Source organism: Limnohabitans parvus II-B4 (assembly GCF_003063455.1).
Lineage (GTDB): Bacteria > Pseudomonadota > Gammaproteobacteria > Burkholderiales > Burkholderiaceae_C > Limnohabitans_A > Limnohabitans_A parvus.
The window spans coordinates 310,820-325,992 of the sequence record NZ_NESN01000002.1; the positions used below are offsets into that span (position 1 = coordinate 310,820).

The window sequence follows — 15,173 nt, forward strand, 5'->3', positions numbered from 1 at the left end:
GTCATGGCACCGTCATTCCCGCGCAGGCGGGAATCCATGCATGCATGGCGCCAACACCATGGATCCCCGCATGCGCGGGGATGACGATAAGTGGTTTGTCGTCTGTATTCGTCATGTTCACGCAGCAACGATGGTGTTGTGCAGCGCCCCGATGCCTTCGATCTCGGTGACGATCACGTCGCCGGGTTGGCAGTCGACGATGCCGTCGGGCGTGCCGGTCAGGATCAGGTCGCCGGGGTTGAGCGTCATGAAGCTGCTGAAGTACTCAATCAGCGTGGGCACGTCAAAAATCATGTCGGCGGTGCTGCCGCTTTGCGTGACTTTGCCGTTCACGGTGGTCTGCAACTTCAAGGCCATGGGGTTGGGCACATCCGCTGCATCGACCAGCCACGGGCCGATCGGTGTGCAGGTGTCGCGGTTTTTCACGCGCAGGTTGGGGCGGTACCAGTTTTCCAAGTAGTCGCGGATGGCGTAGTCGTTGGCCACGGTGTAGCCCGCGATGAAGTCATACGCATCGGCTTTTTTCACGCGGCGGGCGGTGCGGCCCACAACCACGGCCAGCTCGCACTCGTAGTGCATGTACTTCACTTCAGCGGGGCGCTTCGTGAAGGCCTTGTGCCCGATCAGCGAAGCCTCCCCTTTCATGAAAGCCAGCGGTTCTTCAGGCGCCTTGAAGGCGAGTTCCTTGGCGTGGTCGGCATAGTTCAGGCCGAGCGCGATCACGGTGCGTGCCTGCGGCACGGGGGCCAGCGGCGGCAGCCAGACGACCTCGTCAAAACCGACGCGGCGGCCCTTGTGCGGGCCTTGGGTGATGAGCAGCTGGCCATCGGATTCAACGGCTTGCTGAATGGCGCCGGACCAGGCGATGCGTGCGTGCTTCATGCGGCACCTCCAACCATGGTGACAACAGAAGCAAAGCCAGGTGCAGAAATCTCCACCCGATCCCCCGCCTTGGCGCGTGGGCGTGTGCCATCGGCCAGGCAGTCGGTGCCGACCATCAGCACATCCCCGGGCTGCAAAGTCATGAATTCACCCACATCGGCCAGCAGCTCAGGCATGGCGCGCATCAACTCGCGCAGGTCAACGGTCTGCACCAGATCGCCATTGCGGCGCACGGCGATCTGCATCGTGGCCCAGTCCTGCACCTGACCAGGCGTGACCTGCTGCGGCAAAGCCAGAAAGCCGTCGCGGCAGCGGAACTTGACCGGCGGGCGGTAATAGCTCGCGTGCAGCACGCTCCAGTCATTCAGCAGCACAGCGCCAGCCACTTGGCCGTCACCCCCGATCACCAGGCCCAGCGTTGCGCCTATGTCGACTTCTGTTACGCCGTCTTGCAGCAAAAGGTCTTGCCCGGCGGGGCTGAAGGTGTTGGCGGTTTTCACATAGAGCACGGGCTCTTTGGGCGCGGCCTTGTGCGGGTCTTGCGTCATGCGAGGGATCCACAGGTCCCACTCGCGGCGAAAGTTGAGCAAGGTGCCATAGACCGTTCCCTGGGGTTGCCAGGGCTGGTGTGGCGTTCGGGTCGTTTGCATCGCTTATTCCTCAAAGGTCTCTTGTTCAGTTTCTGATGCGCCGGGTTCAGGCACTTCCAATGCAATCACCTTGTCCAGCAAGTCATACAAGGCCGTCAGGCGCGCCTTGCCCAGTTGCTGCTCCATCCACACGTAATGCGCTTCGATGGTTTGCGACAGGGCTTGCACTTTGGCCAGACCCGCTGTGGTAGCCCGCACCACGGTGCGGCGGGCATCCTGCGGGCAACGCTGGCGCTCGATCAGGCCGTCACGCGCCATACGGGTCAGCACACCGGTGAGGCTGGGACCCAGCAAATAGGCCTCACGCGCCACGCGCCCGGTTTCGATGCCACCGGGCTCGTCGGCATGTTCGCCCAACACACGCAAAACGCGCCACTGCTGGTCCGACAAGCCGTGCTCACGCAGGCTGGGTCGGGTGTGAAGCATCACCGCCTCGCGTGCTTCAAGCAAGAGCCGGGGCAAGTTGCGGTGAAAAAAAGAAGGTTGGGATTTCATTTATTTAATATATTAAATGATTTTCCTCCTCGCAGTCCTCGGGACAACCCTGATCACCGGCCCAAACCGCTACAGTTTGCACATGACAACATGTTTTGACCTCTTGGATCTGAACGCCCCCATCATTCAAGCCCCCATGGCCGGGGTACAAAACCACCGGCTCGCCGTCGCCGTTTGCGAAGCAGGTGGTCTGGGCTCGCTGCCTGCGGCCATGTGGAGCCCTGCCGACCTGCACAGCGAGCTGCAGGCCCTGCAACAAGCCACCCAACGCCCTTACAACGTCAACTTTTTTTGCCACACCCCGCCCACACCCGATGCGCAAGCTCAGGCGGCTTGGCGAGAAACATTGGCCCCTTATTACCAAGCCATGGGGCTTGCACCCAATACGGCCAGCAATGGCGTGGCGCGCGTGCCCTTCAACCATGACGCGGCCGATGTGCTGGAGGCCTTCCGTCCGGCCGTGGTGAGCTTCCACTTTGGCCTGCCCGCCGCTGACTTGCTGGCCCGAGTCAAAGGCTGGGGCAGTCTGGTGCTGTCATCGGCTACCACGGTGCCCGAAGCGCTGTGGCTGCAAGCCCATGGGGCCGATGCCATCATTGCGCAAGGTCTGGAGGCCGGCGGACACCGGGGCATGTTCCTGACCGAAGACCTGAGCACACAAGTCGGCACCTTGGCACTGCTGCCGCAAATCGTGCAGGCCGTGCGACTGCCGGTGATTGCAGCGGGAGGCATCGCCACGCCATCGGGGGTGGCTGCGGCCAAGGCACTGGGCGCAGCAGCTGTGCAAATTGGCACCGCTTACCTGTGCAGCCACGAGGCCACAACCAGCGCCTTGCACCGAGCCGCCCTGCAGTCCAGTGCGGCGCAGCACACGGCGCTGACCAACTTGTTCACGGGGCGTCCGGCACGAGGCATCGTGAACCGCGCCATGCGCGAGTTGGGGGCGATACACCCACAAGCTCCGGCTTTTCCGCTGGCCACCGCCGACATGGCACCACTGCGCGCAGCCGCCGAAGCGCGGGGCAGCAGCGACTTCACGCCCTTGTGGGCAGGCCAAAACGCCAGCAACTGCCGATCACTGCCTGCAGGCGACATCACCAGCGAATTTCTGCAAGCCTGGCGCGCAGCCTGAGTGCGACTGTCAGGCACACTTGCGTCCTATGGCCAAAGACAAATCGATATTCACCTGCACCGAATGCGGCGGCACCAGCGCACGCTGGATGGGCAAATGCCCCAGCTGCAATGCCTGGAACACCCTGATCGAAGCCTCTGCCGAACCTGCAGGCGGCAAAAACCGCTTTGGCTCGGTGCATGCCTCGCTGGCCCCCACCTCCGAAGTGCTGCCGCTGGCTCAGATCGAGGCAGCCGACTTCGAGCGCCACCCCACTGGTATTGATGAGCTGGACCGGGTGCTGGGCGGGGGCATGGTCGAAGGCGGCGTGGTGCTGATCGGCGGCGACCCGGGCATCGGCAAATCGACCTTGCTGTTGCAAGCGGTCGATGCCCTGCAACGCAGCGGCATGAACACCCTGTATGTGACGGGCGAAGAAAGTGGCGCGCAAGTGGCCATGCGCTCAAGACGCCTCGGCTTGCCCGACTCGCAAGTGCCGGTGTTACCCGAAATCCAGCTTGAAAAGATCCTGCACACCCTGCAATCACGCCAACCGGGCATCGCCATCATCGACTCGATTCAGACGGTGTATTCGGACCAATTGACCAGCGCCCCCGGCTCGGTGGCGCAGGTGCGCGAATGTGCGGCGCACCTGACGCGCACAGCCAAATCGACCGGCACCACCATCGTGCTGGTCGGCCATGTGACCAAGGAAGGCGCGCTGGCCGGCCCCCGCGTGCTGGAGCACATGGTGGACACGGTGCTCTACTTTGAGGGCGACACGCACTCCAACTTCCGCCTGATCCGCGCCATCAAAAACCGCTTTGGTGCCGTCAACGAGATCGGCGTGTTCGCCATGACCGAAAAAGGCCTCAAGGGCGTGAGCAACCCCAGTGCCATTTTCTTGAGCCAGCATGCCGAGCCCGTGCCCGGCAGCTGCGTGATGGTCACCCTCGAAGGCACCCGCCCGCTGTTGGTCGAAATTCAGGCCCTGGTGGACAGCGGTGGCCCATCGCCCCGCCGTTTGAGCGTGGGTCTGGACCGCGACCGCCTGGCCATGCTGCTGGCAGTGCTGCACCGCCATGCGGGGGTGGCCTGCATGGACCAGGACGTGTTTGTGAACGCGGTGGGTGGCGTGCGCATCAGCGAACCGGCCGCCGACTTGGCGGTGATGCTGGCGATTACCAGCAGCCTGCGCGGCAAGCCCCTGCCCAAAGGCTTCATCGCCTTTGGCGAGGTCGGTCTGGCCGGTGAAGTGCGCCCCGCACCGCGTGGGCAAGACCGGCTGAAAGAAGCGGCCAAACTGGGCTTCAAGGTGGCCGTGGTGCCCAAGGCCAACGCGCCCAAGAAGAACGACAAGGCCTTTGAAGGCCTAACCATCTACCCGGTCGAGCGCATCGAAGAAGCCATGCAGGTGGTGCGGGGGCTGGACTGAAGCACTGCACAAAGTGACCGGGCAATCAAGGCACAATCTGCCCCCATGAATTTCAACAAAATACTGGCCCCAGTGGCCATCGTGGTTTTCACAGTGGGTGCGTGGCACGCCTTTCAGTGGGCTGGCATTGCCTTGGCTGCGGGCGGCGTGGTCATGTGGATCTTGCTGCACTTCACCCGCATGGTGACGATCCTCAAAAAAGCGGCCAACCGCCCTATCGGCCATGTGTCCAGCGCCGTGATGCTCAACGCCAAACTCCAAAAAGGCGCGACCTTGATGCATGTGATCGCCATGACCAAATCTTTGGGCGAACTGCTGAGCGAAAAAGACACCCAGCCCGAGGTCTACCGCTGGACCGATGCAGGCCAATCGCACGTGACATGCACCTTTGTGGGCGGCAAACTGAGCGATTGGGCGATGAAGCGCCCGGCTTCTGAAGAGACCGTGGACGAACCGCCCACCAATGCCTCGAACTCGGCCCACTGAAACCGGCCCCACCTAAAGCCGCGATCCAAGCGCCCCACGCGGCTGCGATGCCGTGTGTGAGCCCTTAAAATACTTTTTTGCACTGTTCAATGCCCCTTCTTTAAAGGACACTTTCATGAGCGTTGTCATTCCTTCGATGTCAGACCGTGACGGCAAAATCTGGATGGACGGCCAGATGGTTGACTGGCGCGATGCCAAGATCCACGTGCTGAGCCATACCCTGCATTACGGTTGCGGCGCTTTTGAAGGCGTTCGCGCTTACAAAACCGAGCAAGGCACCGCCATCTTCCGCCTGCAAGAGCACACCGACCGTCTGTTCAACAGCGCCAAGATCCTGCGCATGGCGATCCCCTTCACCAAGGACCAGGTCAACGAAGCCCAACGCGCCGTGGTGCGTGAGAACAAGCTGGAAAGCGGCTACATCCGCCCCCTGACCTGGATCGGCGACAAGAAACTGGGCGTCAGCCCCAAGGGCAACACCATCCACCTGATGGTGGCCGCCTGGACCTGGGGCGCGTACCTAGGAGAGGAAGGCATGAAGCGCGGCATCCGCGTCAAGACCAGCAGCTACACCCGCCACCACGTCAACATCACCATGACGCAGGCCAAGGCGGTGAGCAATTACACCAATTCCATCTTGGCCAACATGGAAGTGACCGATGAAGGTTACGACGAAGCCCTGTTGCTCGACACCTCGGGCTTTGTGTCCGAAGGTGCTGGCGAGAACATCTTTGTGGTCAAGGACGGCGTGATCTACACCCCTGACTTGTCTGCTGGCGCGCTGAATGGCATCACCCGCAACACGGTGTTCCACATCGCCAAAGACCTGGGCCTCGAGATCGTGCAAAAGCGCATCACCCGCGACGAGGTCTACATTGCCGACGAAGCCTTTTTCACCGGCACCGCCGCTGAAGTCACGCCGATTCGCGAGCTCGACCGCATCGAACTCGGCGCAGGCAGCCGTGGCCCGATCACCGAGAAAATCCAGTCTGCGTTCTTTGACATCGTCAACGGCCGCAACCCGAAATACGCCCACTGGCTGACGCTGGTTTAAGGAAAGAAACAATGAGCAATACCGTTGAACTGCTGGCCGCCGACCTGAACCCCCAGGGCGGTGTTTTTTGCCCCAGCCTCAAAGCCGACATGAAACTCTGGAACAGCCACCCCAAGGTGTACCTAGATGTGGCTAAAACAAGCGAAGCCAAGTGCCCTTATTGCGGCACGGTGTACAAACTGAAAGCAGGCGAAGTGGTGGGCCACCACCACTGAGATTCAAGCGCTGCCGCCCTGGCGACGGCATGGCAAGCCAACGGCGAACACTCAGGTGTTCGCCGTTTTGCTTTGGGGCAAGTCCACCTCGAAACAAGCCCCCCCACCGGCACGGTCTGCACAATGCACGGCACCGCCATGCCGCTCGGCAATCGATTTGACGAGCGAGAGCCCCAAGCCCACCCCACCCACGCGCTCACTGGCACCCGGCAAGCGGAAGAAGGGCTCAAAAATCCGGTCACGCCAAGCCAAGGGGACCCCTGGCCCTTGGTCGCTCACCTGAATGTGGACCTGTTGGCCTTGCTGCGCCAAAGACAACACCACGTCACCGCCATCTGCCCCGGCGGCACCGTAGCGCCTGGCGTTTTCCAGCAGGTTGCGGACCATGCGACGCAACAACTTGGTAACGCCCTGAACCTCCAGTTGGGCCAGGCCCTGGGGTACTTCCAGCATGGCCCCCACGCGTGCGCACTCTTCCGCGCACAGGCCCACCAAGTCCACCGCCTCCACCTTGCCGATGTCCACCTCCTTGGCATCCAGACGGCTGGCCAGCAAGATTTCATCGATCAGTTGATCCAGCTCGCTCATGTTGCGCAGAATTTCTGTGCGGGTGCGCTGCTGCACGGCTGCGTCAGCGGCAGGTGCCGCCATCAACTCCAGACCCATGCGTATGCGGGCCAAAGGCGAGCGCAACTCATGCGAAGCATTGGCCAACAAGGACTTTTGCGAGGCCATGAGTCCTTCGATGCGTTCAGCCGCGGCATTGAATCGCTGCGACAAATCAGCCACCTCATCGTCGCCCTGCACAGGCACACGCACGGACAAATCGCCATCGCCCCAGCGCTGCACGCCGCGCTGCAAACCCTCCAGCCTGAGGGTCAGCCGCCGCACCACCGGGTACAAGCCCAGCGCCACCGCCAAACCGATCAAGCCCAGCATCCAGAAAAATCCGTAGGGCGGCTTGGCCCACCAAGGCGGCTCGTTGCGCACATGAGGCGGCACATGCGCAGAGGGGTGCGCAGCCCTGTGGGGCGACGACATGCGCCCACCAGGCGGCTGGCCCATGTCGGGTGGGTCTGCGCGCTCCCCGTTGCGCTGAACACGCAACTGGAGCTGTTGCCCATCGGGCAGCGTCAGGTCAAACTCCAGTGGGGCACCGGGTCCGGGGCGTCGGGACGTGGTGGCCAGCACCTCGCCATCGGCATTGAGCACCACCCATTCACGTGGTGCAGGTGCCGGGCTGTTGTGCTCCACACTGGCACGCCAGGCCCAGCCCACCACCAGCATGAGCAAAGCCACGCCCGCCACCACCGCCAGCCAGATGCGCAAATACAAATGGCGTGACCACTGCCGCGACAAAGCTTTGAGCGCCATGCTTCAGTCCTGCTGCCTTGCAAACACATAGCCCACGCCCCGCACCGTGAGGATACGTTGCGGCGCTTTCGGGTCGGACTCAATCGCGGCACGGATGCGGCCCATGTGGACATCGATGGAGCGGTCAAACGCCTCCAGTTCGCGCCCGCGCACGGCTTCCATGATCTGGTCTCGCGTGAGCACACGGCCCGCACGTTCGGCCAAAGCCACCAACACATCGTATTGGTAAGAGGTCAAATCGCAGGCCTGCCCAGCCACAGAGACGCGGCGGGCGTCCCGGTCAATTTCGAGAGAGCCAAATTGCATCACCTGCGCACTGGTTTCGGCCGGGCTGCCTTTGCGGCGCAAGATGGCCTTGATGCGGGCCAGCAACTCTCGGGGCTCGAAGGGCTTGGGCAAATAGTCATCCGCCCCCATTTCCAGCCCGATGATGCGGTCCATAGGGTCGCCTTTGGCCGTCAACATGAGCACCGGCACCTGTCCCAGCGCACCCGGCAACGCACGGATGCGCTGACAAACCTGCAAACCATCCATGTCGGGCAGCATCAAGTCCAAAATGACGAGATCAACCCCTGCGGTTTGCAGACGGGCCAAGCCGCTTTGGGCATCCGGCGCGGGAGCCACGTCAAAGCCGTTTTGACCCAGATAGTCAGACACCATGGCTGCCAGGCGGGCATCGTCTTCGATCATCAAAATGTGTTGCATCGGATCATCATCGCCTGCGTTTGAAGGCCCATCGTGTCGCTCGGGTAAAGATCGGTAAATCTGACCTCAAGGTCTGGCGTGAACGCGTGATGCGAGCGCGACCAGCAGCAACACCGGCACCCCCAACCAGGCTGTGGCCGTGAAGAAACTGGCGTAGCCGTAGGCATCCACGAAGTCGCCTGAAAAACCAGCAATGAATTTCGGCAAGAGCAGCATCATGGAGCTGAGCAAGGCGTATTGCGTGGCCGAATAACTGATGTTGGTGAGCGATGACAAATAAGCAATGAACGCCGCTGAAGCAATGCCACTGGCCAAGTTGTCGGCAGAAATCACCCAGATCAAAGCACTCACATCGTGCCCCACACCGCTGAGCCAGACAAACAACATGTTGCTGGCGGCACTGAGGACCGCCCCCAGCATGAGGATGCGCATGACCCCCCAACGCGCCGACAGCACGCCCCCCACAAAAGCCCCCACCAGGGTCATGATCACGCCATACACCTTGGTCACGCTGGCCACCTCGGATTTGGTGAAACCCATGTCCACATAAAACGGGTTGGCCATGATGCCCATCACCACATCGCTGATGCGGTACACCGCGATCAAGGCCAGCACCAGCAGTGCTTGCCAGCGGTAACGACGCCAGAAGTCTGCAAAAGGATCCACCAAGGCTCCCTGCAACCACTCGACCAAATTACGTGCAGGCTTGATCGGTGCGGGCACCGGTTCAGGCGAGCCCAATACCATGAGCATGCCTGGCAGCATGCTGGCCGCCATGACCAAGTAGGCCACTTGCCATGCGGCTTGGGCATAGCCTGTGGCTTGTTCGCCTTGGGCCCAAGCAGCAATCCACAGCACACCCGCGCCCGCCCAGATCATGGCCAAGCGATAGCCCGTCTGGTAGCTGGCGGCCAGGGCGGCTTGGGCATCCACCTCGGCCGATTCGATGCGGTAGGCGTCCAGTGCAATGTCTTGCGTGGCCGATGCCACGGCCACCGCCAAAGCACAGGCCACCAATGGGCCAAGGAGTTGAGAGGGATCGTTCAATGCCATGCCCACCAAACCGCAAGCGATGACCGTTTGCGACAGCAACAACCAGCTGCGGCGACGCCCCAAGCGGCGTGTGAGGCAAGGAATGGGCATGCGATCAACCAAGGGCGCCCACATCCATTTGACCCCGTAGGCCAAGCCCACCCAACTCAGGTAACCAATGGTGCTGCGGTCAATGCCCGCCTCACGCAGCCTGAAGCTCAACGTGCCCAGCACCAGCAGCAGCGGCAAGCCCGCCGCGAAGCCCAGTGCCAACATGCGCAAACTGGCAGGCTGCAAATACAAGCGCAAGGCCTCGCGCCAGGTGCGCACAGTGCGGGGGGGCATCTCGTAAGGAGGGGCAATTTCGGACATGGGGCCATTATCGGATGCCTGCGCCGGGCATCGATCACCTCGAATCCAGGCAACTCGCTATCATTTGCAAACCATGTGCTTTATTTGCAACCTCAAATCTCCCTCTGCCGATGCAGCCCCAGACGCGCCCGAGCTGACAGCGCCACGCTGGCATGCCCGGCGCGCATTCATGTTGGCGGCCGGTGCCACAGCCGCAGGCTCGGTTTTGGCCCAGGTGGATGTAGGCTCATCCTCTGGCCTGCGCAAACTGGTCCCCGCCGAGACGCTGGAAACCTCGGCACGGCAACAATACACACAGGTTTTGGCAGATGCCCGGTCCAAAGGTGCGCTGGCCCCCGATGGCCACCCGCAACTGCAACGCTTGCACACCATCGCCCAAAAACTGATTCCGCACACCGCGCAGTGGAACCCGCGTTCGCGCGACTGGAAGTGGCAGGTCAACCTGATTGGCAGCAAACAAATCAACGCCTGGTGCATGCCCGGCGGCAAGATCGCGTTCTACACCGGCATCCTGGACCAGCTGAAACTGAGCGATGACGAAGCGGCCATGATCATGGGACACGAAATGGCGCATGCCTTGCGTGAACACGCCCGCGAACGTCTGGCCAAAAGCCAGGCCACAAGCCTCGGCCTGTCGATTGCGTCGCAACTGTTGGGCTTGGGCTCGTTGGGCGATGTCGCGGCCAACGTGGGCACCCAATTGCTCACCCTGAAATACAGCCGTGACGACGAAACCGAGTCGGACCTGGTGGGCCTGGAAATCGCCGCGCGTGGCGGCTACAAACCCGAAGCCAGTGTGAGCCTGTGGCAAAAAATGCAAGCAGCCAGTGGCAACGGCAGCCCGTCATTCTTGTCGACGCACCCGAGCGGTGCCAACCGCATTCAGGAACTTGAAGCCAACTTGCCCAAGGTACAACACCTGTATCAGCAAGCCATCAAAGGCTGAGTGTGACTAGCGCATCAGCCCCAGTGGCTGTCATTCCCGACTTGATCGGGAATCCATGCCTTCAAACATCCCGCACATAGGGGTTCGACTGGCGTTCACGACCGAACGTGCTCTCGGGGCCATGCCCGGGAATGAACACCGTGTCGTTGCCCATGGGCCACAGACGCTGGGTGATGCTGGCGATCAAATCATCGTGGTTGCCTTGCGGAAAATCGGTGCGGCCAATGCTGCCGGCAAACAGCACATCGCCCACAAAAGCACGCTTGATTTCGGGTGAATAAAACACCACATGGCCCGGCGTGTGCCCTGGGCAGTGGCGAACCTGCAAAGTGTGCGCCCCCAGCGTGACGGTGTCGCCATCGGCCAGCCAGCGCGTGGGCTTGAAGACCCGTGCTGGCGGGAAACCATAGGCCGCCGCCGCGGCAGGCAAGCCATCGATCCAGAACTGGTCGGCCGGGTGGGGCCCGATGATGGGCAAGCCACCCAATTGCTCAGCCAGATCGGCCGTGCCCGAGGCGTGGTCCACATGGGCGTGGGTGATCCAGATTTGTTCGAGCTGAAGGCCCAGCGTCTTGACCGCACCGAGGATCAAATCAAGATCCCCCCCCGGATCGACCACCGCCGCCTGGCGGGTCTGATCGTCCCAGATCAGGGAGCAATTTTGCTGAAAGGGGGTGACGGGGATGGTTTGGTATTGCAGCATTCCCAAATGGTAGTTGAAAACACAGCATCGAACTCTGCGGGTATGGCTGTTTTCATGCACGCATGACTTAGCGATCAGGGGCAACGCACATCGCATTGCCCCGCCTGTCCAAAGGATCGCGTTACTGGTCCAATGAGACTCCGGCAGTGCGGATGTATGCACCCCATCGATCGAATTCGGAATTAACGAATTTTTGATATTCCGAAGGTGACATTTTGTCGATGACCATTGTCATTTTTTTCATGACTTCTGCCACTTGTGGTTCTGCAATTGAAGCGGCGATGGCTGCGTTGAGTTTTTCAACGACATCGCTGGGCGTGCCTGCAGGTGCCAAGAATCCAAGCCACGGCCCCATATCGATCTCGACTCCCACTTCCTTCATCAACGGCACATCAGGGAAGGCGGCCAACCGCTCACGCGCGGTCACCGCGAGCATGCGAACACTGCCTGCCTTCACATGCTGATCGGCAACCAAAACTGGCACGATCGCACAATCCAGCTGATTGGCCAACGTCCCTTGCATCAAAGGCGCTGTCCCGTTGTAGGGCGCATGCAAAAGATCAATCTTTGCCTTTTGCTTCAAGGCCTCCATCGTGATCTGCCCAGAACTGCCTTGCCCCCATGAGCCATATGTCAAAGCCTGTTTGGCTTGCTTGGCCATTTGCAGGAATTGTGAAAAACTTTTCGCTGGATGAGACGAATGAACGACCAAAGCCAAAGGGGTAAAACCAATCGGTGCCACTGCCGTGAATTCTTTGCGCGAATCGTATGGAATGGACTTCAAAATGTGGGGCGCAATGGAGTGTGAATCCGCCGTGCCGTAGACCAAGGTGTAGCCATCTGCAGCACTGCGGGCTGCAGCCTGGCTACCAATTGTGCCAATTGCTCCCGGTCGGTTTTCTACAACCACGGGCTGACCAAGTCGTTGAGCCAACGCCGACGTCATGGCTCGCACCAGAACATCCCCGCCGCCACCTGCGGCCCAGGGCATGATGATCTTGACAGGCCTATTGGGATACGCAGTTGACTGCGCTTGCGTCAAGCTGCTGAGCGGAAGCAATGCGCCAGCGGTAACGCCAGCAATCAAGGTGCGGCGAGAAATTTGATGTTTCATGATGATCTCCTTTGGAGTGGTGATAAATATTCGAACGGGCTAGAGAAAAAATATCGGGAATTCAAAAGCACAAAGAACACCATGTGCCATGTTGGGTTTTCATGCCTCATTTCACAGCCCCTCTTCGGCAAGCCACTGCAGCAACAGATGTGCAATGGCATGGCTGTTGTCTTCAATCATCAGCATGTGGCCGTTTCCACAAACCCCGGCATCGGGTAGCCACATAAACTTGGCACCCAAATAATCGGCCAAAGCACTGTCCACATGTTTGGGGTGCCTGAGATCGTGTTCACCTGTCACGATCAAAATGGGCCTTCGACCCACAACATGCGGCGAATTCAGTTTCAAACCTGCACCACCGATGTTGAACCGCTCATTGAGAATGAGCGGACTCTCAGGTACGACTGTGTGTGCGTACTCATCAAAATGAGACAGCGGAAAGCGAGAGCTGTTGGCCCAAAAATCCTTGATGAATTGCGCATCGACGACCACTGCCTTGCCTTGTTCAGAATAAACAGGGCAGCCTGCTTGCGAGTCAAACCGCAACGCATTAACGGCGATGGGATCATTGGGCAACGCTGGAAGCATATTTGCAGGGGGCCCCGGCGCGATGCCTGCAATGGCAACGATGTGTTGTGGAAAATTTTCAGCCAACCACCAGGCCAGTGGGCCACCCGCAGAATGCGCCACAAGAATGCATCGCCCGACATCGCTCACCAGTTCGCCCATGGCTTGTGCGACATCCTGGGTATGCAGTCGCTGAATATTTTCCAGCCCCGGCGATTTGCCATGTGCAGGCCAGTCTGGCACAACAACTCGATGTCCGCGCTCTGCGAACAATTGAGCCCACCCTTTTCGATGGTCCGGTGTGCCCAAATACGCCTGTCCCGTATGAAAGCCACCATGGATCATGATGACGGGCAACTTGTCACCGGCTGCTTGCGGTGAGGACACCTCAACCGCAGAGATGGGATGCCCTTGACTCCCAGCGACAAACGTCGACTGAGCAGGCCAAGGCGCTGAAATGCTTTGCACTTCTTCACTCCAGCTGCTCAAAACATTCGTTGGATTCTGTTCCATATGGAACAGAATGGTATCAAGTGGAACTTTATTCAAGACTGGGATTAACCCTTGAAAATCCCAAAAAAGCGTGACTGAAGATCTGTTTCGTTCACAAGCAGCAGCACTGGTAGGATGCGAAACCATCATTTGAACGCTGGATTTTCAGCATTCAAGCACCCACAGTGAACTTGACAGACATGGCAACAGCATCCAACCCACTGAGTGAGATCATCGACGGCGTATCGATCCCATTTGCGTACAAGATGGGCTACATGATCAACTCTTACAGGGAGCCGTCATTTCGATCTATAGAAGCCAAATTTGGTTTAACTCGACCTGAAATATTGACACTGATTTTTTTGTACCACCGTGATGGTATTTCTGCCAGTGAAATTTGTGATTTTTCGGGTCACTTGAAAAACAACATCAGCCGTGCGGTCACTGCTCTTGAAAAAAAAGCGCTCATCAAAAGAGAGTCCCACCCCAAAGACCAACGCCGCTTGGTCCTGTTAATTACCAAAGAGGGTCGGAAAATGCACAACCTCTTCATGCCTGGACTCAAAAAACGTGAGGCCGCCATGATGGCGTGTCTCAGCAAGGACGAGCAAGCCACACTGGAAAATTTGCTCAGGAAGCTTTGTGCGAACTCCGCATCCTGGCGGGATATTGAACACATCTGATTGAACCATCCGCACTTGGCCATTGATTCGCAGCAGGGGTGGCAAGCGGCCAGACCTCATCAGAGGCGAAGGTGTACAGTCAGCCCCAGTCAGCGCTGTTGAACATCGGCTTTTGCGCTGCAACGATTGCCCTTTTGCACCTTTCATCTCCCGGCTACCTGACCAAACAGGAACGCATCGCAGTTTTGGGCGTGGATGACCTGCTCATCCGCTCCCTGCTCGACAAAAATCAGTTCCACGACCCGTTGGATGAGGCCCTGAATTTGGGCATTTCTTCAGCCACTTGGCCTTTGTTTGGTTTGTTGTGGCCCTCGGGTCAGCGCATGGCCGAGCGCATAGCCAAGCGGCCTGTGACTGGCGAGCGCATTTTGGAGATTGGCTGTGGCTTAGGTTTGTCCAGCCTGGTGGCGCATCGACGCGGTGCCAACGTCACAGCCAGCGATTGTCATCCTTTGACCCATGCCTTTCTGGATGAAAACACCCGATTGAACGGACTGCCCCCGATGGCTTACCGCCATGGTTTATGGGGCACCGCAGCTTTGCGCGAAGACGGTTTGCCGGTGCTGACTTCGGCACAGGACGACGGCGTCAGCGGGCTGTTTGACCTGATTGTGGGCAGCGACATCCTGTACGAGCGCGACGACGAAGGCACACTGGCCAGCTTCATCAACGCCCATGCCGCAGGGGTTTCGGAGATCTGGGTGGTGGACCCGAACCGAGGCAACCGGTCCGCCTTTCACAAACACATGGCACGCGTGGGTTTTGCCATGCACGAGCAGGTGCTGGACCAACCCGCACATGAAGATGCATTGGCTTACAAGGGGCGCATGCTGACGTATACACGGGGCTGAACAGGA

The 15,173-nt window shown here is 59.8% G+C and carries 17 protein-coding genes; 8 read left to right on the forward strand and 9 right to left on the reverse strand.

Features of this window, described 5'->3' with window-relative positions:
- Positions 1-117 precede the first annotated feature (117 nt).
- The 3 genes from B9Z37_RS06140 to hpaR are packed head-to-tail and all read right to left on the reverse strand — an operon-like array spanning position 118 to position 2,027.
- The gene (locus tag B9Z37_RS06140; protein WP_108312136.1) at positions 118-882 is read right to left on the reverse strand and encodes a fumarylacetoacetate hydrolase family protein; all 765 of its coding nucleotides are present in this window, start codon (positions 880-882) and stop codon (positions 118-120) included.
- Entirely contained in the window at positions 879-1,532 is a 654-nt protein-coding gene (locus B9Z37_RS06145) for a fumarylacetoacetate hydrolase family protein (protein ID WP_108312137.1), read from the reverse strand. The genes B9Z37_RS06140 and B9Z37_RS06145 overlap by 4 nt, the downstream gene beginning before the upstream one ends.
- A 3-nt stretch (positions 1,533-1,535) precedes the next feature.
- Positions 1,536-2,027: a homoprotocatechuate degradation operon regulator HpaR gene (hpaR, locus tag B9Z37_RS06150; RefSeq protein ID WP_108312138.1), complete on the reverse strand. Its 492-nt coding sequence runs from the start codon at positions 2,025-2,027 to the stop codon at positions 1,536-1,538.
- Between the two features lie 82 nt (positions 2,028-2,109).
- On the opposite strand from hpaR, the gene B9Z37_RS06155 reads away from it, so the two are divergent.
- The 5 genes from B9Z37_RS06155 to B9Z37_RS06175 all read left to right on the forward strand — a co-directional run bounded on the left by B9Z37_RS06155 (position 2,110) and on the right by B9Z37_RS06175 (position 6,328).
- A complete protein-coding gene (locus tag B9Z37_RS06155) occupies positions 2,110-3,159 on the forward strand; it encodes an NAD(P)H-dependent flavin oxidoreductase (RefSeq protein WP_108312543.1) in 1,050 nt (349 codons plus the stop codon).
- A 28-nt stretch (positions 3,160-3,187) separates the two neighbouring features.
- Positions 3,188-4,573, forward strand: a complete 1,386-nt coding sequence (gene radA, locus B9Z37_RS06160; protein ID WP_108312139.1) for a DNA repair protein RadA — start codon at positions 3,188-3,190, stop codon at positions 4,571-4,573.
- Between the two features lie 45 nt (positions 4,574-4,618).
- Complete coding sequence (locus tag B9Z37_RS06165) at positions 4,619-5,059, forward strand: glycerate kinase (RefSeq protein ID WP_108312140.1); 441 nt, start codon at positions 4,619-4,621, stop codon at positions 5,057-5,059.
- 115 nt (positions 5,060-5,174) lie between these two features.
- Positions 5,175-6,113: a branched-chain amino acid transaminase gene (locus B9Z37_RS06170; protein WP_108312141.1), complete on the forward strand. Its 939-nt coding sequence runs from the start codon at positions 5,175-5,177 to the stop codon at positions 6,111-6,113.
- 11 nt (positions 6,114-6,124) lie between these two features.
- A complete protein-coding gene (locus B9Z37_RS06175; RefSeq protein WP_108312142.1) occupies positions 6,125-6,328 on the forward strand; it encodes a zinc-finger domain-containing protein in 204 nt (67 codons plus the stop codon).
- Between the two features lie 51 nt (positions 6,329-6,379).
- Here B9Z37_RS06175 and B9Z37_RS06180 read toward each other — a convergent pair whose 3' ends face one another.
- From B9Z37_RS06180 to B9Z37_RS06190, 3 genes are all read right to left on the reverse strand, one after another.
- Positions 6,380-7,702, reverse strand: a complete 1,323-nt coding sequence (locus B9Z37_RS06180) for a sensor histidine kinase (protein WP_108312143.1) — start codon at positions 7,700-7,702, stop codon at positions 6,380-6,382.
- A gap of 3 nt (positions 7,703-7,705) precedes the next feature.
- Positions 7,706-8,407, reverse strand: coding sequence for a response regulator (locus B9Z37_RS06185; protein WP_108312144.1), 702 nt, complete (start codon positions 8,405-8,407; stop codon positions 7,706-7,708).
- A 66-nt stretch (positions 8,408-8,473) separates the two neighbouring features.
- Positions 8,474-9,811: an AmpG family muropeptide MFS transporter gene (locus B9Z37_RS06190; protein WP_108312145.1), complete on the reverse strand. Its 1,338-nt coding sequence runs from the start codon at positions 9,809-9,811 to the stop codon at positions 8,474-8,476.
- 73 nt (positions 9,812-9,884) lie between these two features.
- On the opposite strand from B9Z37_RS06190, the gene B9Z37_RS06195 reads away from it, so the two are divergent.
- Positions 9,885-10,757 carry a M48 family metallopeptidase gene (locus B9Z37_RS06195; protein WP_108312146.1) on the forward strand — a complete coding sequence of 291 codons (873 nt, stop codon included), beginning with the start codon at positions 9,885-9,887 and terminating at the stop codon, positions 10,755-10,757.
- A gap of 61 nt (positions 10,758-10,818) precedes the next feature.
- Here B9Z37_RS06195 and B9Z37_RS06200 read toward each other — a convergent pair whose 3' ends face one another.
- The 3 genes from B9Z37_RS06200 to B9Z37_RS06210 form a co-directional block, all read right to left on the reverse strand.
- Positions 10,819-11,460: an MBL fold metallo-hydrolase gene (locus tag B9Z37_RS06200; protein WP_108312147.1), complete on the reverse strand. Its 642-nt coding sequence runs from the start codon at positions 11,458-11,460 to the stop codon at positions 10,819-10,821.
- A 121-nt stretch (positions 11,461-11,581) separates the two neighbouring features.
- Positions 11,582-12,574, reverse strand: coding sequence for a Bug family tripartite tricarboxylate transporter substrate binding protein (locus tag B9Z37_RS06205; RefSeq protein ID WP_108312148.1), 993 nt, complete (start codon positions 12,572-12,574; stop codon positions 11,582-11,584).
- Positions 12,575-12,685: 111 nt separating this feature from the next.
- Positions 12,686-13,690 carry an alpha/beta fold hydrolase gene (locus B9Z37_RS06210; protein ID WP_240606636.1) on the reverse strand — a complete coding sequence of 335 codons (1,005 nt, stop codon included), beginning with the start codon at positions 13,688-13,690 and terminating at the stop codon, positions 12,686-12,688.
- Positions 13,691-13,833: 143 nt separating this feature from the next.
- On the opposite strand from B9Z37_RS06210, the gene B9Z37_RS06215 reads away from it, so the two are divergent.
- Entirely contained in the window at positions 13,834-14,316 is a 483-nt protein-coding gene (locus B9Z37_RS06215) for a MarR family winged helix-turn-helix transcriptional regulator (protein WP_205872552.1), read from the forward strand.
- A gap of 134 nt (positions 14,317-14,450) precedes the next feature.
- Positions 14,451-15,167 (forward strand): class I SAM-dependent methyltransferase, encoded by a 717-nt coding sequence (locus B9Z37_RS06220; protein WP_108312545.1) that lies wholly within the window; start codon positions 14,451-14,453, stop codon positions 15,165-15,167.
- The last annotated feature ends 6 nt before the right edge of the window (positions 15,168-15,173 follow it).

Excerpts from the sequence above, each read along its gene's own strand:
- hpaR (WP_108312138.1), bottom strand. The coding sequence starts at position 2,027 with ATGAAATCCCAACCTTCTTTTTTTCACCGCAACTTGCCCCGGCTCTTG.
- B9Z37_RS06200 (WP_108312147.1), bottom strand. The coding sequence starts at position 11,460 with ATGCTGCAATACCAAACCATCCCCGTCACCCCCTTTCAGCAAAATTGC.
- B9Z37_RS06195 (WP_108312146.1), top strand. The coding sequence starts at position 9,885 with ATGTGCTTTATTTGCAACCTCAAATCTCCCTCTGCCGATGCAGCCCCA.
- B9Z37_RS06145 (WP_108312137.1), bottom strand. The coding sequence starts at position 1,532 with ATGCAAACGACCCGAACGCCACACCAGCCCTGGCAACCCCAGGGAACG.
- B9Z37_RS06175 (WP_108312142.1), top strand. The coding sequence starts at position 6,125 with ATGAGCAATACCGTTGAACTGCTGGCCGCCGACCTGAACCCCCAGGGC.
- B9Z37_RS06140 (WP_108312136.1), bottom strand. The coding sequence starts at position 882 with ATGAAGCACGCACGCATCGCCTGGTCCGGCGCCATTCAGCAAGCCGTT.
- B9Z37_RS06205 (WP_108312148.1), bottom strand. The coding sequence starts at position 12,574 with ATGAAACATCAAATTTCTCGCCGCACCTTGATTGCTGGCGTTACCGCT.
- B9Z37_RS06185 (WP_108312144.1), bottom strand. The coding sequence starts at position 8,407 with ATGCAACACATTTTGATGATCGAAGACGATGCCCGCCTGGCAGCCATG.
- radA (WP_108312139.1), top strand. The coding sequence starts at position 3,188 with ATGGCCAAAGACAAATCGATATTCACCTGCACCGAATGCGGCGGCACC.
- B9Z37_RS06170 (WP_108312141.1), top strand. The coding sequence starts at position 5,175 with ATGAGCGTTGTCATTCCTTCGATGTCAGACCGTGACGGCAAAATCTGG.
- B9Z37_RS06215 (WP_205872552.1), top strand. The coding sequence starts at position 13,834 with ATGGCAACAGCATCCAACCCACTGAGTGAGATCATCGACGGCGTATCG.
- B9Z37_RS06165 (WP_108312140.1), top strand. The coding sequence starts at position 4,619 with ATGAATTTCAACAAAATACTGGCCCCAGTGGCCATCGTGGTTTTCACA.
- B9Z37_RS06190 (WP_108312145.1), bottom strand. The coding sequence starts at position 9,811 with ATGTCCGAAATTGCCCCTCCTTACGAGATGCCCCCCCGCACTGTGCGC.
- B9Z37_RS06180 (WP_108312143.1), bottom strand. The coding sequence starts at position 7,702 with ATGGCGCTCAAAGCTTTGTCGCGGCAGTGGTCACGCCATTTGTATTTG.
- B9Z37_RS06155 (WP_108312543.1), top strand. The coding sequence starts at position 2,110 with ATGACAACATGTTTTGACCTCTTGGATCTGAACGCCCCCATCATTCAA.